Source organism: Acinetobacter sp. ANC 4470, from assembly GCF_002135335.1.
Lineage (GTDB): Bacteria > Pseudomonadota > Gammaproteobacteria > Pseudomonadales > Moraxellaceae > Acinetobacter.
The window spans coordinates 20999-47090 of record NZ_NEGC01000006.1 but is presented as its reverse complement, the minus strand read 5'-3'; the positions used below and the strand labels follow the sequence as shown (position 1 = coordinate 47090).

General features: G+C 37.8%; 24 protein-coding genes and 3 tRNA genes. 18 read left to right on the top strand and 9 right to left on the bottom strand.

Annotated elements, in window-relative coordinates:
* Positions 1-17: 17 nt before the first annotated feature.
* From purF to B9T25_RS10040, 7 genes are all read left to right on the top strand, one after another.
* Positions 18-1556 carry an amidophosphoribosyltransferase gene (gene purF / locus B9T25_RS10070; protein WP_086188294.1) on the top strand — a complete coding sequence of 513 codons (1539 nt, stop codon included), beginning with the start codon at positions 18-20 and terminating at the stop codon, positions 1554-1556.
* A 130-nt stretch (positions 1557-1686) separates the two neighbouring features.
* On the top strand, positions 1687-3537 hold the full coding sequence (locus B9T25_RS10065; protein ID WP_416202364.1) for a M48 family metalloprotease: 1851 nt from the start codon (positions 1687-1689) through the stop codon (positions 3535-3537).
* Positions 3538-3634: 97 nt separating this feature from the next.
* Positions 3635-4282 (top strand): hypothetical protein, encoded by a 648-nt coding sequence (locus B9T25_RS10060; protein ID WP_086188292.1) that lies wholly within the window; start codon positions 3635-3637, stop codon positions 4280-4282.
* Between the two features lie 18 nt (positions 4283-4300).
* Entirely contained in the window at positions 4301-5269 is a 969-nt protein-coding gene (locus B9T25_RS10055; RefSeq protein WP_086188291.1) for a 2-hydroxyacid dehydrogenase, read from the top strand.
* A gap of 85 nt (positions 5270-5354) precedes the next feature.
* Positions 5355-6794 carry a M48 family metalloprotease gene (locus B9T25_RS10050; RefSeq protein WP_086188290.1) on the top strand — a complete coding sequence of 480 codons (1440 nt, stop codon included), beginning with the start codon at positions 5355-5357 and terminating at the stop codon, positions 6792-6794.
* A gap of 50 nt (positions 6795-6844) precedes the next feature.
* Positions 6845-7213 carry a GFA family protein gene (locus B9T25_RS10045; protein ID WP_086188289.1) on the top strand — a complete coding sequence of 123 codons (369 nt, stop codon included), beginning with the start codon at positions 6845-6847 and terminating at the stop codon, positions 7211-7213.
* An 80-nt stretch (positions 7214-7293) separates the two neighbouring features.
* Positions 7294-7656 (top strand): hypothetical protein, encoded by a 363-nt coding sequence (locus B9T25_RS10040; RefSeq protein ID WP_086188288.1) that lies wholly within the window; start codon positions 7294-7296, stop codon positions 7654-7656.
* Positions 7657-7730: 74 nt separating this feature from the next.
* Here B9T25_RS10040 and B9T25_RS10035 read toward each other — a convergent pair whose 3' ends face one another.
* Together B9T25_RS10035 and rpsU are read right to left on the bottom strand one after the other, a co-directional pair.
* Entirely contained in the window at positions 7731-8177 is a 447-nt protein-coding gene (locus tag B9T25_RS10035) for a GatB/YqeY domain-containing protein (protein ID WP_086188287.1), read from the bottom strand.
* Between the two features lie 34 nt (positions 8178-8211).
* Entirely contained in the window at positions 8212-8427 is a 216-nt protein-coding gene (rpsU, locus tag B9T25_RS10030) for a 30S ribosomal protein S21 (protein WP_054581683.1), read from the bottom strand.
* Between the two features lie 144 nt (positions 8428-8571).
* On the opposite strand from rpsU, the gene tsaD reads away from it, so the two are divergent.
* A complete protein-coding gene (gene tsaD / locus B9T25_RS10025) occupies positions 8572-9588 on the top strand; it encodes a tRNA (adenosine(37)-N6)-threonylcarbamoyltransferase complex transferase subunit TsaD (protein WP_086188286.1) in 1017 nt (338 codons plus the stop codon).
* A gap of 453 nt (positions 9589-10041) precedes the next feature.
* Here the strand turns inward: tsaD and B9T25_RS10020 are convergent, their stop codons facing one another.
* Positions 10042-10608 (bottom strand): DUF4385 domain-containing protein, encoded by a 567-nt coding sequence (locus B9T25_RS10020; RefSeq protein ID WP_086188285.1) that lies wholly within the window; start codon positions 10606-10608, stop codon positions 10042-10044.
* Between the two features lie 264 nt (positions 10609-10872).
* Positions 10873-11745, bottom strand: a complete 873-nt coding sequence (locus B9T25_RS10015) for an ATP-binding protein (protein ID WP_086188284.1) — start codon at positions 11743-11745, stop codon at positions 10873-10875.
* A gap of 188 nt (positions 11746-11933) precedes the next feature.
* Here B9T25_RS10015 and B9T25_RS10010 point away from each other — a divergent pair, with 188 nt between their 5' ends.
* The 5 genes from B9T25_RS10010 to B9T25_RS09990 all read left to right on the top strand — a co-directional run bounded on the left by B9T25_RS10010 (position 11934) and on the right by B9T25_RS09990 (position 14672).
* Positions 11934-13445 (top strand): DUF3336 domain-containing protein, encoded by a 1512-nt coding sequence (locus B9T25_RS10010; protein WP_086188283.1) that lies wholly within the window; start codon positions 11934-11936, stop codon positions 13443-13445.
* Positions 13435-14250, top strand: a complete 816-nt coding sequence (locus tag B9T25_RS10005; RefSeq protein WP_228146877.1) for a serine/threonine protein kinase — start codon at positions 13435-13437, stop codon at positions 14248-14250. Before B9T25_RS10010 ends, B9T25_RS10005 begins: the two co-directional genes overlap by 11 nt.
* A 107-nt stretch (positions 14251-14357) precedes the next feature.
* Positions 14358-14442, top strand: a tRNA-Leu gene (locus B9T25_RS10000).
* 33 nt (positions 14443-14475) lie between these two features.
* A tRNA-Trp gene (locus B9T25_RS09995) sits at positions 14476-14549 on the top strand.
* A gap of 38 nt (positions 14550-14587) precedes the next feature.
* Positions 14588-14672: transfer RNA gene (locus tag B9T25_RS09990), tRNA-Leu, on the top strand.
* Between the two features lie 139 nt (positions 14673-14811).
* On the opposite strand, the gene B9T25_RS09985 is transcribed toward B9T25_RS09990, so the two are convergent.
* Positions 14812-15015: a hypothetical protein gene (locus tag B9T25_RS09985; RefSeq protein ID WP_004648669.1), complete on the bottom strand. Its 204-nt coding sequence runs from the start codon at positions 15013-15015 to the stop codon at positions 14812-14814.
* Between the two features lie 468 nt (positions 15016-15483).
* Between B9T25_RS09985 and B9T25_RS14560 the strand changes: the two genes are divergently transcribed.
* Positions 15484-15627: a hypothetical protein gene (locus B9T25_RS14560; RefSeq protein WP_171262759.1), complete on the top strand. Its 144-nt coding sequence runs from the start codon at positions 15484-15486 to the stop codon at positions 15625-15627.
* Between the two features lie 8 nt (positions 15628-15635).
* Here the strand turns inward: B9T25_RS14560 and gloB are convergent, their stop codons facing one another.
* Positions 15636-16367 (bottom strand): hydroxyacylglutathione hydrolase, encoded by a 732-nt coding sequence (gene gloB / locus B9T25_RS09980; RefSeq protein WP_086188281.1) that lies wholly within the window; start codon positions 16365-16367, stop codon positions 15636-15638.
* Positions 16368-16753: 386 nt separating this feature from the next.
* On the opposite strand from gloB, the gene B9T25_RS09975 reads away from it, so the two are divergent.
* From B9T25_RS09975 to B9T25_RS09965, 3 genes are all read left to right on the top strand, one after another.
* Entirely contained in the window at positions 16754-18142 is a 1389-nt protein-coding gene (locus B9T25_RS09975) for an L-cystine transporter (RefSeq protein WP_086188280.1), read from the top strand.
* A 172-nt stretch (positions 18143-18314) separates the two neighbouring features.
* The gene (locus B9T25_RS09970; RefSeq protein ID WP_086188461.1) at positions 18315-19136 is read left to right on the top strand and encodes a PhzF family phenazine biosynthesis protein; all 822 of its coding nucleotides are present in this window, start codon (positions 18315-18317) and stop codon (positions 19134-19136) included.
* 126 nt (positions 19137-19262) lie between these two features.
* Positions 19263-22028, top strand: a complete 2766-nt coding sequence (locus tag B9T25_RS09965; protein WP_086188279.1) for a M16 family metallopeptidase — start codon at positions 19263-19265, stop codon at positions 22026-22028.
* 90 nt (positions 22029-22118) lie between these two features.
* On the opposite strand, the gene B9T25_RS09960 is transcribed toward B9T25_RS09965, so the two are convergent.
* Positions 22119-23183 carry an amidohydrolase family protein gene (locus tag B9T25_RS09960; protein WP_086188278.1) on the bottom strand — a complete coding sequence of 355 codons (1065 nt, stop codon included), beginning with the start codon at positions 23181-23183 and terminating at the stop codon, positions 22119-22121.
* A 124-nt stretch (positions 23184-23307) separates the two neighbouring features.
* Complete coding sequence (locus B9T25_RS09955) at positions 23308-23703, bottom strand: DUF3144 domain-containing protein (protein ID WP_086188277.1); 396 nt, start codon at positions 23701-23703, stop codon at positions 23308-23310.
* A 109-nt stretch (positions 23704-23812) separates the two neighbouring features.
* Here B9T25_RS09955 and B9T25_RS09950 point away from each other — a divergent pair, with 109 nt between their 5' ends.
* Positions 23813-24445, top strand: coding sequence for a hypothetical protein (locus tag B9T25_RS09950; protein WP_086188276.1), 633 nt, complete (start codon positions 23813-23815; stop codon positions 24443-24445).
* A gap of 27 nt (positions 24446-24472) precedes the next feature.
* Here B9T25_RS09950 and B9T25_RS09945 read toward each other — a convergent pair whose 3' ends face one another.
* On the bottom strand, positions 24473-25933 hold the full coding sequence (locus tag B9T25_RS09945; protein ID WP_086188275.1) for a CYTH and CHAD domain-containing protein: 1461 nt from the start codon (positions 25931-25933) through the stop codon (positions 24473-24475).
* Positions 25934-26092 lie beyond the last annotated feature (159 nt).

The following is a 26092-nucleotide window of genomic DNA, read 5'->3' as shown; positions in this document are numbered from 1 at the left end:
TTTTTTGCGAGGTTGCTATGTGTGGAGTAGTTGGTATAGCTGGTAAGTCACCTGTTAACCAAATGTTGTTTGATGCATTAACGATGTTACAGCATCGTGGTCAGGATGCAGCCGGAATAGTAACTTGTCATGAAGGGCGGTTGTTCTTACGTAAAGACAACGGTATGGTGCGAGATGTCTTTCATACGCGTCATATGCGTGCATTGCTAGGTAATTATGGTATTGGTCATGTGCGTTATCCAACAGCAGGTTCATCAAGCAGTGCAGAGGCACAGCCATTTTATGTGAACTCACCTTATGGGATTACTTTGGCACACAATGGTAACTTGACCAATGCCGAAGAAATTCACGATGATTTGTTTAAAACAGATCTTCGTCATATGAATACGGACTCAGACTCAGAAGTATTGTTAAATGTATTTGCACATGAAATGCAAAAAAATGGCAAGCTAAATCCAACGCCAGAAGATATTTTTGAAGCGGTTTCACGTGTCCATGATCGCTGTAAAGGTGCTTATGGTGTTGTGGCAATGATCACTGGACATGGCTTGGTTGGCTTTCGTGACCCAAATGGTATTCGTCCATTGATTTATGGTTCACGCGAAACTGAACAGGGCATGGAATACATTATTGCCTCTGAATCTGTTGCAATTACGGCTTTGGGTTTTAAAGTTGAACGTGATATTGAGCCGGGTGAAGCAATCTTTATTTCATCAGAAGGTGAAATGTTTACCCAGCAATGTGCGATAAATCCAGAATATCGTCCGTGTATTTTTGAATACGTTTATTTTGCGCGTCCAGATGCGATAATTGACGGTATTTCGGTGTACAAAGCACGTTTAAAAATGGGTGAAAAACTTGCCTATAAAATTTCACGTGAATGGGGTGAGGAACACGATATTGATGTTGTGATTCCAATTCCAGATACATCGCGTACTTCAGCGCTAGAGCTTGCCAATATTCTTGGTGTGAAGTTCCGTGAAGGCTTTATGAAGAACCGTTATATCGGGCGTACCTTCATTATGCCGGGTCAGAAGCAGCGTGAAAAATCAGTCCGTCAAAAATTAAACCCAGTTGAACTTGAGTTTAAAGGCAAAAATGTATTGCTGGTAGATGACTCGATTGTTCGTGGTACGACTTGTAATGAAATTATTCAAATGGCACGTGATGCTGGTGCGAAAAAAGTATTCTTTGCTTCAGCTGCGCCTATGGTGAAATATCCAAACGTATATGGTATTGATATGCCTGCGAAAGATGAGTTGATTGCATCTGGTCGTAGCGTTGAAGAAATTCGCGAAATTATTGGTGCTGACCGTTTGATTTTCCAAGATTTGGAAGATTTAAAAGGTGCAGTACGTACCAGTAAAGTGCCAGCATTACAGGAATTTGATTGCTCTGTATTTGATGGTGTCTATGTTGCGGGTGGAATCGATGAGGCTTATTTAGATGAGCTTGAGCGTAAGCGCAATGATTCTGCTAAAAAAGTTGTAGGTGGCTATATTGATGTCAATATCGATGCCGCATCAGTTGACCTGACTGGAATTAAAGAGGAATAAAATTTTTCTTTAATTCTATGAAAAGCGGGAAATTCCCGCTTTTTTCATCTATGATGGTTCAATAAAGATAATGTAATAAAGGATCTTTACACTGAAGAGCGTGGGTTATTCTTTCATTAAAAATAAAAATATGGTTTGGTCTGCAAGTATTTGTATCCTTGCGGTACTGCTAACGCTATTTATTTTAAATACGATTTTGGGCTTGTTGGTATTTTATCTTGATTCAACTCAGTCCATCTTTTGGCATGCTTTAAGTCCTTATTTAATTGTGTTGTTGCTTAGCGTAATGACCATTTCTGTGCTTTACGAGTTTTATGTATTTCGTTCAGGTGGGCATTCGCTTGCAAAACAGTTGGGTGCTCGTCGGCTCAGTTTAATTGAAAGTATTCCTGAAGAAAGTGTTGCTTTAAGAATAACGGAGCAATTGGCAAATACCTTTTTAATTGAGACACCGACTATTTATGTGCTGCCTGATGAAGTTGGTGTAAATGCACTGACTGCTGGATTTTATCCGCGAGATATTGTCATTATTTTGACTTGGGGCGCTTTACAAAATTTAGATGAATTAGAACTTTATGGGTTATTAAGCCATGAATTTAATAAAATTTTATCGGGTGAAACCGCAGAAAATACACGATTAAAAATTCTCTACAGCAGTTTAACGACTTTTAGCCAGTGGGGCAGTAAAATTGCCAAACTGGGTTTTACTAAACATGGTCAAGCCCACACACATGAATTTGCGACTTTCTTTGTTGCAATGGGTGGTGTTATTTGGTTGATTGGTAGTCTTGGGATTTTGATTACCCGTTTTATCAAATACATATCTTTGGGTGGTCGAACCTTTAAGAATGATCAAAAAACCAAGCGTCTTATTCAAAATGATGCCAATGTTCAGACGCTATTAAGAATTTATGTGCATCATTCAGGCTCGCAAATTCATAGCGAATATGCTGAATCTATTTCACATATGTGTTTTGCAAACTCTCTAAGCCCACAAAATTGGATGAATATTCATCCAGCGATTGAACAGCGTATTTATGAGCTGAATCCAGGTTTAGTGCAAGATTTACAACTGGAAAATTTAAAGAAACTACGTAATCAGCCATTATTCAGTTTATTTCGATCCTTAGAGGAAATGAATAGTGAAATATATCTGCCATGGAGTTCGCCACAACCATTGCCACTATTGCGTTTATCACCGATCAGTTTTGCTATTAAGGATGCCATTAAGCCTTTAAATCCAGAAATAAGAAATAATATGCAGCGTCCAGAGTTGATATTAAGAGCTTTACAGACTGCAACGGGTTCGCGCGAAGTCATGGTGGCGATTTTAATGATTCGTCAATATCGTGAATTTATTCCAGCAGAAGCAGAGGTGAGTCGTGCAATTGTTGATTCTTTGCTGAATTTAGATGGGCGTGTGCATATTTCTATTTTTTATGATGCGTGTAAAAATATTGGTAGTATGCCAGCCACAATTGCGCGGCAATTTTTAACGAAATTGGCTCGAATTATTCAAGAAGATGGTGAAATTGGGCTATTGGATGAATTGCTACTTGAATATGTAAAATTTGAATTGAATCTTCTACCATTGCATATGCCAACGTCTTTGGGAGAGGTAAAGCCCGATATTGTTCGTTTGATTGATGCCTTATTGCATGTGCAGCAGATTAATAGCCTCAATCAACTCGATGTGCGTGAAAAAATTCTAAAGCGTGTGCTTAATGCGAAAGAATTGGAAATGTATACAGAAATTTCAGATGAGCCAATTGATTTGGCTGAAACTTTGAATGATATCGCTGGTTTGTTATTGCGTGATCGTTTAAGTATCTTGGGGATTGCGGAGCTCTGTTTGTGGAATGATCGTATTATTACCCAAGACGAATTAGACGTATTACAATTACTGTATTGGCGTTTTGGCTTCGGAACCAGTGAGATTGTTGAACAAATGCAGAAGAAGAATAGTTTGATGATTGTATAAGTAGAGTGAGATAAAATTATAAATGATTCAATAAAAGCACAGCAAAATATAGATATTATCGTTAGAATACCAAGCATTAAATTGGTGATGAAAAAAGATGATAGGGCATCAGCGTGACACACTGGCAACATTAGGAATTGATATTTGGATTCCTAGGGATGCTGTATGTCAGAATATGCCATCTTCATCGATTTGGCGAGATCAGGCTACACCTGAATATTTGACCGAAATTGTCATTGCGAAATCTCAGCCTAAAATACCAATCGAGCCTCTGGTTGAGCAGGTTAAAGTACTTGGGCGGACAGAGCCTTTAATCATACCAACTTCGGTGCTCAAAGAAGTGCCAGCTGAAGTTACACCTTTGGCTATTGAAGAACGTTCGACCCTACCGATAGCGCCTTTTCAATTACAAGCTTTGGGTTTGCCTGATTGTATCATTGTCGTTGATGCCACGGAAATGATAGCTGAACAACAGCAGCTTTGGAATAATATTCAGCAGGCACTTCAGGCTGAATATTATGAGTTACAGTGGCCATTTCCTTTGATGAATTTTCAAGATAGTCATGGTGTAGGCAGTTATGTGCAAGGCTTTTTAGATGCGATTAGTACAGATAAAAATATTATTTTAATCGGACAATTCCCTTATTTGACTGACGCTAAAAGTATAAATTTGGCTGGCTTGCAAGAAATGCTAGATCAGCCATTATTGAAAAAACGGCTATGGCAATTTATGCAAAAAAAGTAATCAAAGCACGGATGGAACATGAATAAAAAAGTTGTTGTTTTTAGCCAGTTAGATGAAGTTGTACTTCAACGCTTACAAGCTCAGTATCGTGTGGTGGTGATTAACCCGAAACAGGGTGATGTGAATGAGCAAATACGCGAACAAGTTAAAGATGCGGATGCTATGATTGGTGCGGGGCGTTTACTGAATGAAAGTAATTTGGCGATGGCACAACAGCTTAAAATTATTTCCAGTGTCAGTGTTGGTTATGACAATTATGATTTGGATTATCTGAATCAGAAAAAAATTTGGTTAGCCAATACACCAGATGTGTTGACCGAAACCACGGCTGATTTAGCATTTACATTACTGATGAGTGCTGCTCGAAAAGTGCCGCATTTAGATCAATGGACCAAACAAGGGTGTTGGAAACGTACTGTAGGTGAAGCCCAATTTGGACGAGATATTTTTGGTAAAACATTAGGTATTATTGGTCTAGGTAATATTGGTGTTGCTGTCGCACGTCGTGGTTTTTATGGTTTTAATATGAATATTCTTTACCATAATCGTCGTGAAAAATTAGAATTAGCACAGCCCTTAAATGCAAAATATTGCGGTTTGAATGAGTTATTGCAACAGTCTGATTTTGTGGTTGTGGCTGTTGATTTAAATGCAGAATCTAAAGCATTAATCGGTCAATCTGAGTTTGATAAAATGCAACCACATGCTGTTTTTGTCAATATTGCTCGTGGTTCTGTGGTGGATCAACAGGCGCTTATTGATACTTTAAAGGCAGGTAAAATTTTTGCTGCGGGACTTGATGTCTATTTGAAAGAGCCTTTACAAGAATCAGAGCTTTTTAATTTAGATAATGTGGTGACTTTACCTCATGTCGGTTCTGCCACCGCAGAGACGCGTAAAGAAATGGCTGAGTTGGCCTATCGTAATGTGGTGGATGCACTTGAAGGGCGAATCCCGCCTTATATCGTGAATCCTTTATTTTCTTAAAATTTGATAACACTTCATTGCAAATGCCTCCAATTTTCAATGCTATAGTCTGATAAATTGAAAAAAAGCAGTTTGAGAATATACATTGAAACGGTTTTTATTGGCTTGTAGTACAGTTTTGATTTCAGCAATGGGGGCAACTCACAGTGCTAATGTAAATTCCATGCCACAGTTTAGTGTTCCTGAAATTGGCAGTGGGATCGGTTTAATTGACCAGCAAAAAGAAAAAATGATTGGGGAAAAAGTCTTTCGCGAAGTGCAAAAACAAATGCCAGTGATGCAAAACCCTTGGTTGGAAGACCAGTTATTCAATGTGTTTTCACATATTTTAAGTCAAACGCAGCTGGGGCAGCCCATCGGCTTGGTGATCATTAACGATGCTCAAATTAATGCTTTTGCTGTTCCTGGTGGGTTATTTGCCCTTAATGCAGGCTTAATTACCTCTGCTCGAAATATGGATGAAGTGGCTGGTGTAATGGCACACGAGGTGGCACATGTGTCACAACGTCATTACAGTCGATCACAGGAAGCATTTAAGGGGCAAGGTTTATTGACTTTAGCTGGGCTTTTAGTGGGGGCTTTGGTTGCTTCGCAAGCGGATGGTGATGTTGGTACAGCCGTGATGTTGGGAACACAAGCTGCATTAATGGATAAGCAACTGAATTATAGTCGTAACCAAGAGCGTGAAGCCGATCGTATTGGTATGCAATATATGTATTCGGCGGGTTATAACCCACAAAGTATGGCTGACTTTTTCGAGGTGATGCATCGTGCGACGAGTAAAGTATCTTTCTTACCTGATTTTTGGTTAACGCACCCACTGAGTACGGAGCGTATGAGTGAAGCACGCTTACGGGCAAATCAATTGCCTCAAGTGAAATTGAATTTGCATGATGAAGATTTTGAAATACTGAAATGGTACAGTATGGTGATCTCTAATCAGGCAACGGAACAACAATTACAGATTTTGGCAAGTCGTAAAAATTTTGCAGGGCAGTTGGCCTTATCTACATTTTATTTAAAACAGGGCGACTATGTTTTAGCTCAGCAAGCTTTAGATCAGGCAAAGATGCATCAGCGTTTAAATAATTTGATGATTCTTATTCAAACGGATATTTATTTAGGGCAGAATAAAGTAGATGAAGCATATAAAGCGATTCAATCAACCGCACGAATTATGCCTGAGAATAGGGCTTTAGCGTTTAAACTGGCTGAGGTGTTAATTCGTCAAAAGGAATCTGGGCAGGCTTTAAGCTTAATTCAGCGTTTTAACAATAAGAACCCGCGAGACATTGCTGCTTGGCGTTTGATGCAGCAAGCTGCAAATATTGATCAACAGTCACCTTTTAGAACAGTGAATGTATTACGTTATCGTGCAGAAGTTGAGTATTGGTCGGGTTGGGAAGAAAATGCAATTAAGTCATTATTGCATGCACAGCGCTTGGTTAAAAATAATGAAGTATTGTCTGCAAAATTAAAAATGCGAATTAATGAAATGCAAAAAGAGCGACAGTTAAAAATCTAATTCAAGCTCATTATTTTACAGTTCTGATAATAAAAATAAGGAGGTTGGATATGATAGAAGGACAATGCTTATGTGGGCTAGTGACGTACCGTTATCATGCAGATATTGAAAAAACAATCATCTGTTATTGTAAGCACTGTCAACGTGCTCAAGGTTCGCTATTTGGCTGGAATGCTCCATTGCATAAATCTAAATTCGAGATTAGCAGTGGTATTAAATTTCTAAAAGAATATTTTCATAGTCCTAATAAGGCACGCGTGTTTTGCCAAAATTGTGGTAGTCCTATTTATTCTTATCGGCTAGATTTGCCTGATATTATACGTTTGCGCTTGGGAACGGTAACGAAGGGTCAGTTGCCAGCACCAGTGGAGCAGGCTTACTTAGAATACAAGCCTTCTTTTTTGCATATAGATGAATGAAATCTACCGCTAAAATTGCTAGGTATATGATAATCTTAGTTTGAGTTTCTATTTTAACGATTAACCGTATTGATTGATTTATGAAAAAAATATTATTTTGCTTATTTATGCTGGGGTGTTCTGTATCTGGTGGTGTCTTTGCAAGCGTAGAGCAATATGTAGAAACGGTGGAAAAAATTTCTAATCAATATAAGCAGGAAACGAGGAGTTTTTTTGGTGGTTTAGATGCTCGACAGAGCAATTTCACACCGCAGCAACAGCTACAATTCTGTGGAATTGTTGGGAATTATATTGAGCAGTTATATCAAGCAGCAGATCAAAATAGAGCATCTTTGGATCGTCAATTTAGACAAATGACTAAGCAAGATGTAATTGATCAGGTAATGTCATCGAAAGAGATGTTAATTTTGAAAAAATATAATATTCAGTGTGATCTGAAATAGAAAATAACAACTTTTGAACTGTCTTTGCAGAAAAGGCAGTTCAACGTTAAAGAATAAATTTGATAAGCGCGGGATTATGCAAGTTTTGCTTTAATTTTTGCAGAAACTTGTGCAGGATCGGCACGTCCGGCTATGATCGGACGTAGAGAATTCATCACCTTACCCATATCTTTCATGCTAGTAGCTTCTTGCGCAGTAATAGTCTGTGCAATGATTGAATCAAGTTCTTCCTCAGTCATAGCTGCTGGTAGAAATTGAGAAATAATCTCAATTTCGGCTTGTTCTTTACTAGCTAAGTCTTGTCGATTAGCACCTTCAAAGGCTTTAATCGATTCTTTACGTTGTTTGATTTGCTTTTCAATGACCGTAAGAACCCGATTATCATCAAGCTCTACACGTTCATCGATTTCAATTTGCTTAATTGCCGCCTGTAGACCACGAATTACCGTTAACTTAGACATTTCTTTAGCACGCATAGTTGCTTTCAAAACTTCAGTTATTTGGTTTTTTAAAGTCGTCATTTATTTAGTCCAGGCAGTCAATCACAAATTAATTTTAGTAAAGGCGAGTAGTACGTATAGATTCACGCGCCAATTTCTTTTGGTAGCGTTTAACTGCAGCAGCTTTTTTGCGTTTACGTTCTTGAGTTGGTTTTTCATAGAATTCGCGTTTACGAACATCAGCTAAAACGCCCGCTTTTTCGCATGAACGTTTGAAACGACGGATAGCTACGTCTACTGGTTCGCCTTCTTTCAATTTAACTTGTGGCATGAAGAATCCTCATTAAGTTATGGATAAGATCTAGACTGGATTGTCTAGATCACAAGTGAAGGACAGTATTTTACTCATTTACATCTCATATCACAAGTCTATAATAGCGTTAGCAATATTTAGATATGGGTAAAAGGCAGTTTAATGATCGTTCTTGGCTTAGAAACTTCATGTGATGAAACAGGTTTAGCACTTTATGACAGTGAAGTTGGTTTAAGAGCACAGGTGCTATATAGCCAGATTAAACTGCATGCAGAATATGGAGGGGTTGTGCCAGAGTTGGCTTCACGTGACCATGTGCGCAAGCTTATTCCTTTGATTAATCAATTGCTTGAAGAAAGTAAAATTCAAAAATCAGACATTGACGCGATTGCTTATACTCGTGGTCCTGGTTTAATGGGCGCATTAATGACCGGTGCATTATTTGGTCGTACCTTAGCATTTGCATTAAATAAACCCGCAATTGGTGTACATCATATGGAAGGTCATATGTTGGCGCCTTTATTATCTGCAACACCACCAGAATTTCCATTTGTCGCTTTATTGGTCTCTGGCGGGCATACCCAGCTTATGGCAGCACATGGTATTGGTCAATATGAACTCCTTGGTGAGTCGATTGATGATGCTGCGGGCGAAGCTTTTGACAAAGTTGCAAAAATGATGGGCTTAGCATATCCAGGCGGACCAAATATTTCTAAATTAGCCTTACAAGGCAGTGCGACAGCTTTTGCTTTTCCACGTCCGATGTTGCATCAAGGACTGGATTTTTCATTTAGTGGTTTAAAAACTGCGGTTTCAATTCAATTGAAAAAAGTTGCCGGTCAAAACCGCGAAGCAGATATTGCTGCTTCTTTTCAAGAAGCTTTGGTTGATACCTTGGTTAAAAAATCGGTTAAAGCTTTGAAGCAAACGGGTTTAAAACGCTTGGTGATTGCGGGTGGTGTAAGTGCCAACTCGCGTTTACGTGAACGTTTAGAAGCCGATTTAGCGAAAATTAAAGCGACGGTTTACTATGCAGAGCCTGCATTATGTACCGACAATGGGGCAATGATTGCCTTTGCAGGTTATCAGCGTTTAAAAGCAGGGCAATGTGATGGTTTGTCGGTAACAACGACACCGCGCTGGCCGATGACGGAATTGAGTAATCCTGAGCAGGGATAAATCTTGGATTTTGAAAAGAGGCGAAAGCCTCTTTTTTTATCTTTATCTATCTAAAATCAAAAATGTTCAATATTCGACTTTTTAAATCCGAACTGCCTCATTTTATTGATTCAGTTTTTATGTCTTTATATAGGCGTTATCTTTACTTTTGAAAGGTCAAAATGAGGGCCTCAAAATATATTTTGAGTTCGCAAGAAAAACCTTTAGTTTCCCATACACGACATCCCTAGCTAGTTTTAAGTACTGCTTTAAAATGTAGTGTAAGGATGGGAAACGCGTTGGATTCATGCCACACCCATGAATCCAACGCCTGCTAAAATTTATTCTTAATTTTGGCTTTACGAACTATTTGTGTCGATCAAAAAATGACTTATGACAGCAGTCCAATAAAAAAGAGTAATTTCTAAATAAGAAATTACTCTTTTTAAATAATGAGCTTAGTGAATGCTTTAATTAGTCTTGACGGATCAACGCATTGAATTGTTCTTTAAGCTCAATATATTTTGGATTTAATTTTGCTTGATCACTTTTATCTTTAAAAATTTTCGCCACAGTCGCTTTGACTTCATCCGCATGGTTACGTGGATGTTTTTCAGTTGTAACAGCATCATTGAGTAATACTTTAACTTTGGGTGTCGCACCTTTCTGTTTTCGGCTGGTTTTAAACGTGCCTTTTTTATGATTTGCATAACGACGCGCACGCGTATAACCCATTAGCAAAAACTTTCTTGCCATGTCTGCGCCAACAAAATCATTTTTCTCTAAATAATCTAAGAATAATGCAAAGATTTTTGTACTACTTTCAGTGGCTTGTGCTTCATCTTCAAATTGCCAAAAGGGTAAAATTTCAGATTTATATGGTTCAACCAATAAAACACCTTCTTCACCACGACCAATGCGATATAAAGTTGGACGCTTTCTAAAATTAATTTTTTCAAAGTCGAGTGAAAAGTCAAAGCTGCGTGAAAATGGTTTGGCATCAGACTTAGGCGTTAATGAAACTTGTTCATTATCGGTCATGGGGTATTCCTTAAAATGTGTGATTGCTCTGAATAATGAACACTATTCATAAAGAGGTTAGCTAAAGTTTAAAGCATTGTGATATGTCAAAATTGCAATATATATAGCGGTTTATATCGCTCAAATAAAAGGATTCAATGTTTTGAGAGAGAAAAAATTAAACAATAAAAAATCTAGAATTTTTGCAAATAGGAACACTGAAACAACAATCTAAAAATGATTGTATATTTGATTTTAGATCATTATTTCAGAAATCATGCGAAATTAAAAGGCTACTAATCGTTGCGAGCCAATCCAATGTTTAGAAAACTGATACGCAGCACGTCCAGAGCGCTGACCGCGACCTTGACTCCATCTTAAAGCTTCAGCGCGAATATCCTCGGTTAACGCAATATTATTTTTTGCGAGATAGCTTTCTACAATCTCTAAATATAAATTTTGATCCATAGGATAAAAGGATAGCCACAAACCAAAACGGTCTGACAATGAAATTTTTTCTTCAATTGCTTCTTGAGGATGTAGCTCTGTATATTGCGGAACATCGACACGCGTAACAGGCGTATTTTCGTGCATAAATTCAGGTAATAAATGACGACGGTTACTGGTTGCATAAATGATGAAATTGCTTGAGCCTGACTGTAAGGAGCCATCTAGCACACTTTTTAAACTGCGATAATTTTCATCTTCTGCGTTAAAAGCCAAGTCATCACAATAGACAATAAATTTTTCAGGACGATCTGCAATCAGTTTTTGAATTTCAGGTAAATCAGACAAATCATCACGTTCTATTTCAATTAAACGTAAACCTTCAGACTCATATTGGGTCAGTAAAGCACGAACAATCGATGATTTTCCTGTACCACGTGAGCCTGTAAGTAGAACATCATTGGCAGGAAAGCCGTTTAAAAATTGTAACGTATTTTGGATTACTTTTTCTTTTTGCTTTTCAATACCTTTTAAATCATCTAAATAAATTTTCTTCGGTTGTTGAATGGCTTTCAATTGTTTGTCTTGCCATTTATAAGCAGATGCTGAAAAGTCAGTGTCTTGTTTCAGTTCTGGTAAATTCTGCTGTAGTTGTTGGAGTACAGCAGAAAGAGCTTGTAGTATATGGTCAGGTAAATCAATTGTTGCCATGATTGTTCAGCTTGTACGTTTGAAAGATAAAAAGATAGTTTTGCTTAAGAACTGTATATCAATTAGTTGTGATTTGCCAATGGAATAGGCACTTATTGTCATGATAATCCATTGAGTTTTCTGTCAATGTAATGCTTGATGCCCTATCATGGATAGTGAATAAAAATGAAAGTGTTTGAGGGATAGGTATGTTATTTAAAGATTTCACCCAAGATATTAATCCACATCAAGCGTATCGAATCAAAAAATTAAAAAGCCAGCTTGGAACAGTTGAATCATATGAAGAATGGAAAAGTATTGCGCTAAAAATAGATGAAGAATCTGGCGCTCAAGAGTGGAAGCTTGATAATTGTTCACCTTATTTTGATGCTGAAATTATTGCTCATCGCTTAAGTTTATTAAAACGCTATCGTTGCCAAAAACGTACCCGTGATCTCATGTATATATTACGTGAAGGTTTAACCTATGATATCGCGAATATTGCTCATCCCATGTTGTTTACTGCGACATATATGGGAACTAAAAAAATTATTGAAGATTATGTGGAAGAAGTCAGTGAAAGTCTGGCTTATATTGCTTCAAGTGCTTGTCAGTGTTTGTCAACGTCAGAAAAAATTGATTTTTTTCAGCATTGTAAAAAAGCATATGGGCAACCTGCCTTGATGTTCTCAGGAGGAGCAACCTTAGGTTTGTTCCATACTGGCGTATGTAAGGCTTTGCTTGAGCAAGATTTAATGCCCAAGGTATTATCGGGCTCAAGTGCAGGGGCTATTATGACGGCAATGCTAGGGACTTCAAAACCTTCAGAAGTTTCTGCCCGTCTAAATGGTGAAAATTTTTTTAGTGAAGCTTTTCATTTTCGTAAATTTAGTGAACTTTTAAAAGGTAATGGTGGTCTTGCCGATGTGAAATACCTAAAGAAATTCCTTGTGGAAAATTTAGGTGATATTACCTTTGAGGAAGCATTTAAAATTTCTGGCTTGCATATCAATGTGGCTGTAGCACCTTATGATGCTTCACAAGAAGCGCGAATTATGAATGCCTATACATCACCAGATTTGTTGGTCTGGAGTGCGGTTTTAGCTTCCTGTGCAGTCCCGATATTATTTCCGCCAGTTAGACTCACCAGTAAACGCTACGATGGCGAATTAACGCCATATATGGCATCCACGCGTTGGGTAGATGGCAGTGTACGCAGTGATTTTCCTCAAGAGAAAATGGCACGCTTGTATAATTTAAATTACACCATTGCCAGTCAGGTGAATCCACATATTGTGCCGTTTATGCAAAGTGATGCAGAGCGCTATCGCAAAGATATGTTAAGTTGGCCAGAACGGATTATTCGCCGTCAGGGGAAGGTCATTACCAAAGGAATTATGGACTTTGCGCGTGGTCGAGTTGGAAGAATTCCACCAATACGACGCTTGCTCGATCATGGCTATGGCGTGGTGGATCAAGGCTATTATGGTGATTTGAATATTGTGGGTAATTATAGTTCGCGACACTATACTTATATGTTGCAAAACCCACGGCCATATTTATTTAAATTATTACAGCGTGAGGGTGAGCAGGCGACATGGCCTAAAATGTCATCCATTGAAACGCATGCCCGCATAGGTAAAACCATTCAGCATTGTTTGGAGCTTTTAAATTATCAACAATATCCAGAGCAAAAAGCCGCAGAATTTATTGCAGTTTAATGTTGAAGATATTCATCGCTCGAATCTAATTTTAAAGACCAAGCCTAAAAGTTTAACTTTTGGGCGTGCCTTATATACATTTGAATATGAGCAGCAACATTATTGGTTGAAAATACAAACACCTAATGTGAATCAATATTATGAAGCTGGATTTTTAAATGAATTGGCTTTTTATCAACAATGTATAGAACAACAAAGCTTTGCAGATTTTTTATTACCCTTTCAAATTATGCCTGACGTTAACATTTTGGCTGAGCAACAAGTGTCGGGGAGAGCTGCCTTAATTGTGAGACATGCAGATTTGTTGCTTCGTGATTGTTCGGGGCTGTCAATTAAAGAGATCCAAAAAATACTATTACAGTTACTAGATGCTGTTGATCAATTACATCAATTGGGTTGGATTCATGCTGATTTAAAAAGAGAGCATTTTGTTCATGAGCAACAGCGGGTATGCTTGATTGATTTTGAACAGGTACAAAAAATTAATTCACAGATCGCATTGCAAAGTTTAACCGCAACGCCACGTTATATGGCGCCTGAGCTGTTTCATGGTGAAGCAAAAACCGTTCAAACAGATATTTATGCACTCGGCATCATTATTTATGAATGGCTTACAGGGCAGCGCCTGACTGCAAAAAATTATCAAGAGTGGGCTTATTTACACTGCCAAAGGTTAACGGTTGAACTTCCAAAACATTTTTTACTCTTTAAAAAGCTTTTGAGCGGAATGTTGGCTAAACAAAAAGAATATAGATTTGCCAATATTTACAGTATAAAACAGTGCTTAATGACTGAAATTGTTTAAGAAAAATACAGAAAAACTATTTTTGTTTTTTATTTAAACAAACAAATGGATTTTTCATAAAAAGGTCTTGTCATGAGGAATCGATCTCTATAATATACACAGCCATTGGGGACGTGGCGAAATTGGTAGACGCACTGGATTTAGGTTCCAGCGCCGCAAGGTGTGAGAGTTCGAGTCTCTCCGTCCCCACCAATTATTATCAAACTTGTTTGATAATAAGGCTATAGAGGATTGGTGTAATGGTAGCATGACGGTCTCCAAAACCGTTCGTCAAGGTTCGAGTCCTTGATCCTCTGCCAAGTTTTTTAAAATCCAACAAATAAGTTGGTACCCTGATGGGGACGTGGCGAAATTGGTAGACGCACTGGATTTAGGTTCCAGCGCCGCAAGGTGTGAGAGTTCGAGTCTCTCCGTCCCCACCATCATATGGAAGCAAGGTAAATAACCTTGCTTTTTTATTGTCTGTATATAATGAAAAGTTGAATAAAAAGCCCTAAACAGGGCTTTCAATATATTGCAATACGTTATTCTTTTTGTCTCGATCTAAAAGTGAAATAGTCCTTAAGCTTTTAAGTGGTCCTCAAATTCTTCACCCAGTTGCATTGCAAGTGAATTACCCGCTAAGTCACACGTTACAAGACCATATTCTTTTTTAAAGCTAAACGTAAATCCGCGATTGTCGGTTAATGATTTTACCGAATAGCCTAATTTTTCTAACCAAATACGAAATGCAATTAAATTTTTTGCTTTAACAACTTTCTTCACGAGAGAACTCCTTGTATATATTAAATACCCTGTATGCACTTCATAATTAATAGGGATGAAGTGGTTTTTTTTAAAGGGGAGATTTGTACTGTTTTTTATAAAAATATTATTTGGTTGGTTTTTTGTACAAAAATAGAGCAAATAGTCGCTAAAATGTGCAGAGAAGTTTGAATGTAAAATGTGTTTTTAGTTGGCTTGTTTGGTTGTATTTTATTGATTTATAATATTTTATTTGTGAATATAGGTATTATTAAAAATTTGAAATATTTATACACAATTTTAAAAGCGCTACTCAGTAAGTTTTTATCAGACTTTAGTTGAGCATTGTTTTAAATTGCAGCAGAAGTACTAAAAACTATCCTGATAGAGTCGCTGTGTGCATGGCTTAGATGCAACTTAAACTATCTTAAATGAAGTTTTGAACAGGATATCGCTGGCTTAATGCTTATACCTTTGTTAGGTGATGAGATGATCACAGAAATCATTGAACAAAATGTATTGAATCAAATTCAAAAAGATACAGCAACAAGATTTAATTCTTATTGCTGTCATGCTGTGACATCAAGATTGCTGATTCAAATTGAGCTAGGTGCTTATCATCTAATTTTATAAACCAAATATTAAAAGTTATCTTTTTGCTGTCTTATGCATTGGAACTCTTCAACACTTTCGACTCTTAAAAATGGATTGGTTTCTAGTTCTAATTCAATCGTACTGGGGAGTGTGCATTGACCAAGCATACGCTTAGCTTCAACCTCATCAAAGCGCTGCTGAATAGCCAAATTGTCTGGTTCTACTTGTAGTGCAAATTTTGCATTTGAAAGGGTATATTCATGAGTGCAGTAAACTTTTGTGCGCGCAGGTAGCGCAGCCAAACGATTGAGCGAATGATACATTTGCTCATATGTGCCTTCAAAGACACGACCACATCCCATAGCGAAAAGTGTGTCACCGCAAAAAACCAGCTCTAAAGCCTCAATAAAATAGACAATATGACCGAGTGTATGCCCGGGTACGGCAATGATTTCAATATCTAAATCATGGAATGTAATTTGCGCTTGATCTTGTAGTGGATGAGTAATGAAAGGAACCTTACTTAATTCTTCACGTGGGCCATAAACTGGAATATTACGATTAAGTAAAAGCTCAGGTACGCCAGCAGTATGGTCTTTATGCCAATGCGTGAGCCAAATTTGAGTCAATTTTAATTCATTTTCAGCACAGTAAGCTTCTACTAAATGCGCCTCGGTTGGGTCAACTACAATAACTTCCTTACTTGGTCGATGTTCTAATAACCAAATATAGTTTTGCAGTTGATTTTTGACATCAATCATATGAATTTGAAAAGTCATGAGAAACGAGACCCGTAAGATAGATATGAATAAGCTATCGCTAAAGTCGATTTTTTTCTAGTCGTAGAGTGCAAAAACATAATATTTAAGCCAATTTCTCAGTTTGAGTAGCGTGCTTAGAGCTGGATAAAAGCTGTGAAATTTCAGTTCGGCTACTGAAGATGTCCATTCATAATCCGATGCAAACTGTATAAAGTCGTATGGCTTTAATTGTTATACATGATGCAGCATAATTGGTTTGATTCTCTGTATAGGCAATAGATGTCATCATAAAAGCTGAATTTTTAATTCATTGAGAAGAATAAATGTACGAAGAACATTAAGGTGTTAAAAGCAGCATTAAGTTTTGCTTTATAATAGAGGCAGATTATCCTAAGGGAAGAAATATGAATATACCCTTGATATTGAATGTTATCGCATTTTTTGTCTTATTGCTTTTATTAACCCGAACACGAAAAACAGACTGGAGCTTGGCGAAAAAAGTTTTAGTGGCTTTGTGTTTAGGTGTCGCTTTTGGTTTGGTTTTACACCTGATTTATGGTGAAAACTCTGCTGTATTGAAGGACACTGTTCAATGGTTTAATTTGATTGGTAATGGTTATGTAAAACTTTTACAAATGGTCGTTATGCCTTTGGTTTTCGTCTCTATTTTGGGGGCAGTCATTCGATTACATGATGCAGGATCATTGGGGAAAATTAGTTTCTTCACCATTGGAACGCTCTTGTTTACCACGGCAATTGCGGCTTCAGTAGGTATTTTGGTGACACATCTATTTGGATTAAGTGCGATTGGCTTGGTTCAAGGGACTGCTGAAACAGAGCGACTCAATACGATTCAAACGGACTATGCAGATAAAGTATCGGGTTTAAATATACCTGATTTATTTTTATCCTTTATTCCGAGTAATCCATTTGCTGAGCTGACAGGTGCTCATCCGACCTCAATTATTAGTGTGGTTATTTTTGCAGTGCTTTTAGGGATGGCAGGTTTAAACCTAATTAAAACCGATCCTGAAAAAGGTCAAAAAGTGCTGGCTGCGATACAGGTCCTACAAGCTTGGGTCATGAAGTTGGTGCGTTTAATTATGACCTTGACACCTTATGGTGTTTTTGCACTGATGGCAAAAGTCGTGGTTAGTTCTAAAATGGCAGATATTCTCAATTTAGGCGGTTTCTTAGTTGCATCCTATGTTGGCTTAGCCATTATGTTTACGGTACATGCTGTGATTCTATTGATTACAGGTGTGAATCCGATTCAGTTCTTTAAAAAGGTTTGGCCAGTGCTGAGCTTTGCATTTACCAGTCGTTCAAGTGCTGCAAGTATTCCTTTAAATATTGAAGCTCAAACCAGACGCCTAGGTGTACCAGAGTCGATAGCGAGTTTCTCCGCATCTTTTGGGACAACGATTGGGCAAAATGGTTGTGCAGGCTTATATCCTGCCATGTTGGCGGTGATGGTTGCTCCAACAGTGGGGATTAATCCTTTTGATCCTATCTGGATGATTACCTTAGTTTGTGTGGTGACTTTAAGTTCCGTTGGCGTTGCGGGTGTCGGTGGTGGTGCAACATTTGCGGCACTGATTGTGTTGCCTATGCTTGGTTTACCCGTCACATTGGTGGCATTGCTGATTTCAATTGAACCGTTAATTGATATGGGGCGTACGGCATTGAATGTGGATGGATCTATGACGGCAGGTATGGTCACGAGTCAGTTGTTAGGTCAAACAAACAAAGCAATATTTGAACAAGATTCAGCTGATTTAAAAGAAATTTAAATCATTAATTTTTATAAGCTTATCCATATAATGGATTTATGCAAAGCCGATACATTGTGATTGGCTTTTTTTATTAAAAAAGGATCTGTATCAATTATTTTTTAAAATCTGTCACTATTTTGAGGTGATGAGTTGCGTAAAATGATGAGAAAATAAAGTGAGTTAAATGAATATGAAAATGTATCAGGTCGATGCTTTTACTAATGCGTTATTTAAAGGCAATCCAGCAGCGGTGATTGTGACCGAACAATGGTTAGATGAAGCATTGATGCAAAATTTGGCTTTGGAAAATAATTTGTCTGAAACGGCATTTGTAAAAGTCATTGATACAGAAAATTATGAAATTCGTTGGTTTACCCCAACAACAGAAGTCGATTTTTGTGGACATGCGACTTTGGCCAGTAGTTTTGTGTTATTTAAAGATTTTACCTCGGCCAAAATGATTCAATTTCATGTGAAAAATTTGGGCATTTTTGTGGTCAGCCAAGAAGAAGATGGCAAAATTAAAATGAATTTTCCAATTCGCCGTGCAGAGAAAGTCACAGACTATCCTGAAATACTCGATCAAGCTTTAAGCAAGCCATTTAAAAATGTGTATTTGAATAGTCAAGCTTATATTGTGGAATATGAAAATCCACAAGATGTTTTGGATGAAACCCCAAATTTAGAATTATTAAAACAGTTGGGAAAAATTCGAACAGCCATTACCGCGCAAGGAACATCCGTTGATTTGGCTTTAACTGCGCAAGCTGGAAAATATGATTGCATTTCTCGTTATTTTGCCCCAGCAAATGGTATTAATGAAGATCCAGTCACAGGTTCAATTCACACCGCAATTGCACCACTTTGGGCTGAAAAACTAGCTAAGAATGAAATCTTAGCGTATCAAGCTTCACAGCGCGGAGGCGAGTTGCATTGTGTCGTGCTTGAAAATGAGCGTATTGAAATTTCAGGTTATGCAAAATTGTATATGCAGGCAGAATTGTATCTTTAAAATATTGACGACAAAGCCGTTGAAATAAACGGCTATTTTTTCAAAACACCACTATTAAAACTAAAAATCATTTCCTAAGATGGCAGGGGTATAAAAATTCATATTACTGAATAAATTGGAATAATTATGTTAATGCGGTTTAAGCAACTTACCATCTCCTTATTATTAGTCGGCTTGGGTGCCACCGCTTGGTCACAACCGATTTTGGTTAAATCTCAACAGAAGATTGAGGAATATAAATTAGAGAATGGTTTTCTTGTGATCCTTGCACAAAATGATAAAGAAAATAAAGTGTTCATGAATACGGTTTATTTGACCGGTTCATTGAATGATCCGCAGGGTAAAGGTGGTTTGGCTCATTTATTGGAACACTTAGCGTTTAAAGGGACACAGAATATTCAAGGTGAAGAATTTCAACGCCGTCTTGATCAATACACTTTAATGACCAATGCCAGTACGGACTATTATTCGACCAAATATACCAATGTGATTCGTCCAGAACAGAATGTGATTAATGAAGTGATTCATCTTGAAGCTGAACGGATGGATAAATTGGTTCTGCAAGAAAAGTTTGTCCCTTCAGAGATTGCGATTGTGAAACGTGAACGTGAAGTTCGTATGGATCAACCTTTTTCTGTGATGATGGATCAAATGTGGAAGTCAGCTTATGGCAATCAATATTTAGGACGTTTACCGATTGGTGATTTAAACGAATTACAATCGATTAAAATGGATGAGTTGAATAAGTTCTATCGTACATGGTATGCACCGAACAATGCAGTGATGGTGGTTTCAGGTAAATTTGATAAAGCTGAAGTTTTAAAACAGATCGATCAAAACTTTAGTCCAATTGCAGCACGACAAGTTCCAGCACAGACGAAAATTCCAGTACTTGATTCATCTAAAATCAAACAGCGCAATTTTCTGGTGCAAAAGGGCAGTGATCTAGCGAAATTCAATATTTATTTGAATGGTAAAAATGAAAAGATCAAACCTGAACTGGTTTTAGTACCTTATTTATATAGCATGCAGCCGAGTGGACACCTTTACCAAAGTATGGTGGAAACGGGTTTAAGTACAGCAGTTCAATCAACCACATGGTTAGATCAAGACTTTAATTTAGTTTTTATGGGTGCAATTTATGCACCTAATCATGATGCTAAAAAAGTTGAATCTGCGCTAATTTCGGGGATAGAAAAAAATCAACCCTTCAATGAAACTGAACTTAATCGGGTAAAAAACCTGATTCAAAATCAGTCAGACAGTGTATTAAGTAATGCCGCAGCATTGGGTGGGCGTTTGAGTGATTATTATGTGTCTTATCAGGGCGATTGGTCACAGTATTTTACCGATTTGGAAAATATCAAAAAACTTAAACTGACCGATGTGAATCAAACCTTAACCCAGTTTTTAGTCCCACAACATCGTATTTCTGGTGATATTCAACCAACACCGGAAGATCAGAAAAAAGCCTTAAAGCAAAAGCAAGTATCTGAACCCGCTAAAACTTTAGCGCCAACCGATATTCAAGCAGAACCTTTGAAAGATAGTCGTGTCTATCAACAAGAAGTTGCAGAATATGTAAAAACCTCTAAGCAGTACTTGGTCAATACGGAAAAGAAAATTCAACGTGGCACATTGAAGAATGGTATTCAGTACGCTTTATATCCGACATCGACACGTGATGATAAAACCTACGCCACGATTTCGATTGATTTTGGTACTGAAAAATCATTGTTCAATCAAGGTGAAGTTTTAGATTTGATGGCGTATTTATTATTACGTGGTTCAGATCAATATAGCTTGCAAGATATTGCCGATAAATCGATTGAAGCGGGTGGTGGTGCGACTGCAAATGCATCAGGCAATAGTATTACCATTCAAATTGTTGCGAAAAAAGAAAAGTTTGAGGATTACTTCAAATTTATGTTGGAAGTTTTGAAAAATCCGACATTTGAACAATCACAATTTGATTTGATTAAATCGCAAAGTTTATCGGTGTTAGATCGTCCCTATACCGAGCCAGAAACAGTTGCTGCACTGACTATGACACGCTTGTTAGAGACCTATCAACCTGGGGATTTGCGTTACCATTTTGAACTTGAATTTTCTAAGCAACAGATTAAAGCTGCGACGGTTGAGCAAGTGAGGAAGTTGTATCAAAGCTTCTTTGTCAGTAATCATGCACAAATTGCAATTACTGGCGATTACCAAGCCAAAGTGATGCTCAGGATATTGCAAAAGGAATTTGGAGGTTGGAAAGCACAATTGCCATATCAACGACTTAGTTCCGATTATCAAGCTTATCCTGCACAGAAGGTGCATACTTTATCTGAACAACGTGAATTTGGTAATTATCAATCTATTTTGACTTTCCCTGTCGGTGCGGATCATCCTGATACGCCCGCCTTAATGGTGTTTGGTTATATTTTGGGCGACTCACAACTTTCTTCGCGCCTTGCACAAGAATTACGTGAAAAAAATGCCTTGGTTTATAGTTTTGGCAGTGCTTTAGACTTAGATGGTTGGATAGATTCAGGGGCTTTAACCATTGAAGCCAATTACACAGCAGGCAAATCGGCGCAAGTTTCACAGGGTGTGCATAAAGTTTTGAATGATTTGCTTAGCAAAGGCGTAACCGAGCAAGAGTTGGAAGCTGCCAAAGCGAATATCCTTAAAAAACGGGTCACCGCCTTAGAAGATGAACGCAATATTCATCGTATGTTAATGCCACAACTCGAACATCATCGAGATCTATTGTTCCGTGAAAAACGTGATCAAGCGTTGGCAAAATTGACTAAAGCTGATGTAGATTCTGTTATTAAAAAATATATGAAGCTAGATCAATTCGTTGAAGTCATGGCTGACCAATATGGCAAAGCACAAAAGTAATTACATCTTTCCTTTGTGTTAAGACCATCAAACTTTAAAAGTGTGTGGTCTTTATCCTTCTAAGCCTCTCTTTATCAAAGGGAGGTTTTTTTATAAATGATAGAACTGTTTGGCATTGTGATGAAAGACTTGTTGCAACGCATTGGGATCATAGGCGATGACGGCATCACTAAACGCATCAATAATATTCACCAAGGATGTACTCACCCGATCCATCGGAAAATTAGACGCAAACATGACCCGATATGTACCAAAGCTTTTTAGCACATGCGTGATGAGTGGCATAGCCAAATCATAAACTTCTTGTTTGCTGGCTACGCGACCTTGCTTATGAAATTGATGACCTAATACAGGCATAAATAAACCTGACATTTTGGTATAGACATTTGGACATAAGGCAAGCTCAGCCATATCTTCCTGCCAACGAAATAAAATATTTTTACGAGCAATTTTGGTCAGTCCTGTAAGTGTACCGACTTGACCAAAAAGTCCCGTAGGCGTACCAAAATGGTCAAGCACAATGGATGTTTCAGGAAATTGTTTGGCTAAAGCAATCACATCATTCAATTGGGTTGAATAGACCCAAGCATCAAATGTTAAGTTGTAGTGTGCTAAGGCTTCGAAACCTTTTAGAAATTTTTTATTACGATATAAGTGTGGTTCATCTGCCCAAGCATGGATGTCTTTATCTTCATGCACCGCGGCCATTTTACGAATGCCTTTAAAGCGTGGGGAGGCTTTGCGGTGTAATTGTAATATCTTTTTAAAATTACGGTCTCGTGGGTCTGCTGTTGCAACAATGCCACCCAATTTTACTGTTTCTGGGTTAAAGGGTAGAGACTCAATGAATTTTGTTTCGCCAACAACACCTTTGCCTTTGTTTTTATGCCAACTGGCTTCAACATGCACGACTTGTTCGACTGGGTAATGCCCAATATCCTGTAGATAATTTTCAGGTAAGTAAGGTGCGGTAATATGATGGGTTAACCCGACCGTTTCAATGAGGTCATCCGATTTAACCAAACGGACAAGTTTATCCAGTAAGTACGGATATTTACCCAATAACTTAACCGCCAAAGCGGCTGAATGGGGTGTGTTATAAGGATCCCATTGGTGAATATGCGCGTCAATTATTGCAAAATCCAGTTGTTGCATCTCTATCCCCAATTCAGCATGTCTCTACTATTTAACATACTGTAAAGTGTGGTCGCTTTGAATGACCTTTTATCCAAAAAATACAGACCTAAAAAAAGCCCTGACGGGCTTTTTAATCATAGGATCAATGTTTATGATCATGGTCATGCTTATTGGCATGAAATTCTTCGTTATGACGGAAGCGAAGATAGTTTTCAAACTGTTCGCAATATTCATCATAGTTATCTTCAAGCATCATTTGAAACTGTTGCATGACGTAAGACATGACTTGATCTTTGGCATCACGCATTTCATTGCCATCTTTAAAGTTATTGGCTGCGACCCACGTATTAAAACGTGCCGTACCAAATAACATTGCAGCACTGACTTGCCCACGTATTGCAGGTGGTTTGACTTGCGAACCTTTTTCAATACGGCAAAAGTCATTGGCTTGTTTAATAAATTCATCAGCACGTTCAAAAAAAGCAGCATTTAATGCCTCTTCTTCGGTTACATCTGTTGCTTCAATCTTTTGAACCATGAACTTTTCCTGCAAAAACGATCTAATGCCATATTATAGGCAAAGGCTTGCAGAAACTAAACCTTTGGCTTAATCTAAAAATAGCCTAAGTATAAAAATGGATGATTCAATGCAAGATGCCATTGCGGTACAAAGTTTAAAAAGTGACATTGCCTTATTGCGTCAAAATATTTGGCCACCTGCAAATTTAGCCAATGTTGAAGGCTTGCCTATTTATTATGGTTCTAAGGCAGAAGTCGAAGAATATTATCGACCATGGACAGGACTCATTGAAAGGGCACAGGATTTATTTCAACCTTTTATGCAAGATGAGCTGGTGGATGCGATTCATTTACCCAGTCATTTGAACTTGCCTTTATTTTATTTCCATGTAGATCGGATTCGGATTAATAAAACCCGTGCAAAAGAATCGAAGACTTTTCGTGGTGTTGCCAGTTTGATAGATAAATGTGGACAATATGAAGCTGAACAGATTCAGGCTATGCACACTTGGTTAGAAAGTGATGATAGCGCTGCATTAGTTGCACACCGTGAGTTTATTGACTTGCGTACCTATGTGTTTCAGCATGGGCAAAGTGAATATACACGGACTCGTTTTTATGTGAATGGAATTGTACTCAGTACAGAGCCTCATTTTGAATTGGTCGATGCACGAGATAAGCCACGTAAACAGCGTAATGATAGCTATAGTGACCCATTGGCTGATAATAATACGTGGAAAATTTTTGGTAAATATCGCTAAATTATGGTGATATTCAATTTTCCTTTATCACCAAAAAGTGTCCGTTTTGGAAAATATTGCTAAATGCTGCTCTGCTTGTTGCAGGATGTATTTTTTTTCATTGGCAATCCAACCCAGTACAAACCACACTTTTTGCTTTTGTTTAACAATACTTTGAAACATCGTTTCAGCCACAATTAAATCGTTATATTGTCCCAAGCTTTCTTGTAGCGGTTTTAAGTCCTTGAGATATTTTTTAACGGCTTTGTTTGGATAGAGCGAAGCAATAAATTCGACACAGTAACGTAAGCGTTTGGTTCGTTTACGGGTACGATGCCGTGACGGAATATCTAGCTCTAGAAATTGATTAGCATCTTTGCAAATTTTCTGATGCAATTTCTGGAGTTTTTTTGCGATATCTTTTTTTAAGACTGTCTTTTTTTGCTTTTTAGCAGGTTGATGAACAAATTGCAGTAACGCTAACATTAACTGAACAGTATCTAAAGCACGTAAAGACGCATCAATAGCAATACTATTTTCTTCTGTGAGAGGTGGAAGCTGAGTGAACGGCGCACCTGCTTGTTGTAACTGTGGGATGAGTCCTTCATTTAAGGCATCACGGTCTCTCGTTGAACCCAGTTGACGAAACAGCGTCGCAAGTTGTTGTTGCCAGTTTGGATCAACATCATTTGACCAATCGCCAAAAATGCGTAAAGCACTTCTTAAGCGGCGAATTGCGACGCGCGTCTGGTGCACATGCTCATGGGTATAGTGTTCAGAAGCAATGGCTGTGGCATTCGGTAATAGATGTTGTAAGGCATTATTTACCATCTGTTTTAATGCGGCATCGGTAGAATCTTGCCAATTAAGTTGAAGTGGAGCTGCGAATTGCACCGTTGTGGTTTTTAAGTTTTGGATTAGAAAATCACCACGCTGTGCTTTACTTCTTACATCTAACCATAAATCATATTGTTTCACCCAAGGTTGGATAAATTGAATGAAGTCTGATATAGCACCTTTTTTAAGTTCAAATTCAAGCTCATAAATGGCTAATTTTTGCTTATCGTGACGAATCTCACCCCGATCCAAACTGACTTCAATTTCTGCATGATTATAATGCACAATATAAACAAGGCGATTTACATCTGTTTCAAATTGCATGTTTAAGTTTTTCGCTTGTTTGCTTAAAGCATGCTCTAGCACTTTTTTTGCCTGTGGATGAGATTGATAAATTTCAAGATTTAAAACTGGATGTTTTAGTGCTCCTAAATCAATTTCTAATTCAAAGCGTTCTAAATGATGATCACTCGACGCTTTTAAGGTTTGTATCCAGTGTGTGCCTTCAAGGCGTTGTCGCAGTGAAATATGCTGTTGGGCTAAATGTCGTTCGGGCGTGTCGTAGTATTGTGCATATAGCGAGCGTGGCTGCGCATTTTTAGCCAAAAACAGTTGGTATAGTTTTTTTTGATGTTGCGAAGGAATCTGAAATTTTAATTCTATTTCTAGCATGTCAAAACTCCTGACATTTTATCATCGACGTTGTTCTATCTTGATTGTAAGTCAGACTGAAGAAAATAGTAGTAGTGTTATGCTGAAAAGTGGATCAAGCGTATAGCCCCAAATATCGAGGATTATTCGAATAGGGGGTAATACGCTTTAATTTTACGA

Coding starts and splice junctions, on each gene's coding strand:
- purF (WP_086188294.1), top strand. CDS start 18: ATGTGTGGAGTAGTTGGTATAGCTGGTAAGTCACCTGTTAACCAAATG.
- B9T25_RS10065 (WP_416202364.1), top strand. CDS start 1,687: ATGGTTTGGTCTGCAAGTATTTGTATCCTTGCGGTACTGCTAACGCTA.
- B9T25_RS10060 (WP_086188292.1), top strand. CDS start 3,635: ATGATAGGGCATCAGCGTGACACACTGGCAACATTAGGAATTGATATT.
- B9T25_RS10055 (WP_086188291.1), top strand. CDS start 4,301: ATGAATAAAAAAGTTGTTGTTTTTAGCCAGTTAGATGAAGTTGTACTT.
- B9T25_RS10045 (WP_086188289.1), top strand. CDS start 6,845: ATGATAGAAGGACAATGCTTATGTGGGCTAGTGACGTACCGTTATCAT.
- B9T25_RS10040 (WP_086188288.1), top strand. CDS start 7,294: ATGAAAAAAATATTATTTTGCTTATTTATGCTGGGGTGTTCTGTATCT.
- B9T25_RS10035 (WP_086188287.1), bottom strand. CDS start 8,177: ATGACGACTTTAAAAAACCAAATAACTGAAGTTTTGAAAGCAACTATG.
- rpsU (WP_054581683.1), bottom strand. CDS start 8,427: ATGCCACAAGTTAAATTGAAAGAAGGCGAACCAGTAGACGTAGCTATC.
- tsaD (WP_086188286.1), top strand. CDS start 8,572: ATGATCGTTCTTGGCTTAGAAACTTCATGTGATGAAACAGGTTTAGCA.
- B9T25_RS10020 (WP_086188285.1), bottom strand. CDS start 10,608: ATGACCGATAATGAACAAGTTTCATTAACGCCTAAGTCTGATGCCAAA.
- B9T25_RS10015 (WP_086188284.1), bottom strand. CDS start 11,745: ATGGCAACAATTGATTTACCTGACCATATACTACAAGCTCTTTCTGCT.
- B9T25_RS10010 (WP_086188283.1), top strand. CDS start 11,934: ATGTTATTTAAAGATTTCACCCAAGATATTAATCCACATCAAGCGTAT.
- B9T25_RS14560 (WP_171262759.1), top strand. CDS start 15,484: ATGATCACAGAAATCATTGAACAAAATGTATTGAATCAAATTCAAAAA.
- gloB (WP_086188281.1), bottom strand. CDS start 16,367: ATGACTTTTCAAATTCATATGATTGATGTCAAAAATCAACTGCAAAAC.
- B9T25_RS09975 (WP_086188280.1), top strand. CDS start 16,754: ATGAATATACCCTTGATATTGAATGTTATCGCATTTTTTGTCTTATTG.
- B9T25_RS09970 (WP_086188461.1), top strand. CDS start 18,315: ATGAAAATGTATCAGGTCGATGCTTTTACTAATGCGTTATTTAAAGGC.
- B9T25_RS09965 (WP_086188279.1), top strand. CDS start 19,263: ATGTTAATGCGGTTTAAGCAACTTACCATCTCCTTATTATTAGTCGGC.
- B9T25_RS09960 (WP_086188278.1), bottom strand. CDS start 23,183: ATGCAACAACTGGATTTTGCAATAATTGACGCGCATATTCACCAATGG.
- B9T25_RS09955 (WP_086188277.1), bottom strand. CDS start 23,703: ATGGTTCAAAAGATTGAAGCAACAGATGTAACCGAAGAAGAGGCATTA.
- B9T25_RS09950 (WP_086188276.1), top strand. CDS start 23,813: ATGCAAGATGCCATTGCGGTACAAAGTTTAAAAAGTGACATTGCCTTA.
- B9T25_RS09945 (WP_086188275.1), bottom strand. CDS start 25,933: ATGCTAGAAATAGAATTAAAATTTCAGATTCCTTCGCAACATCAAAAA.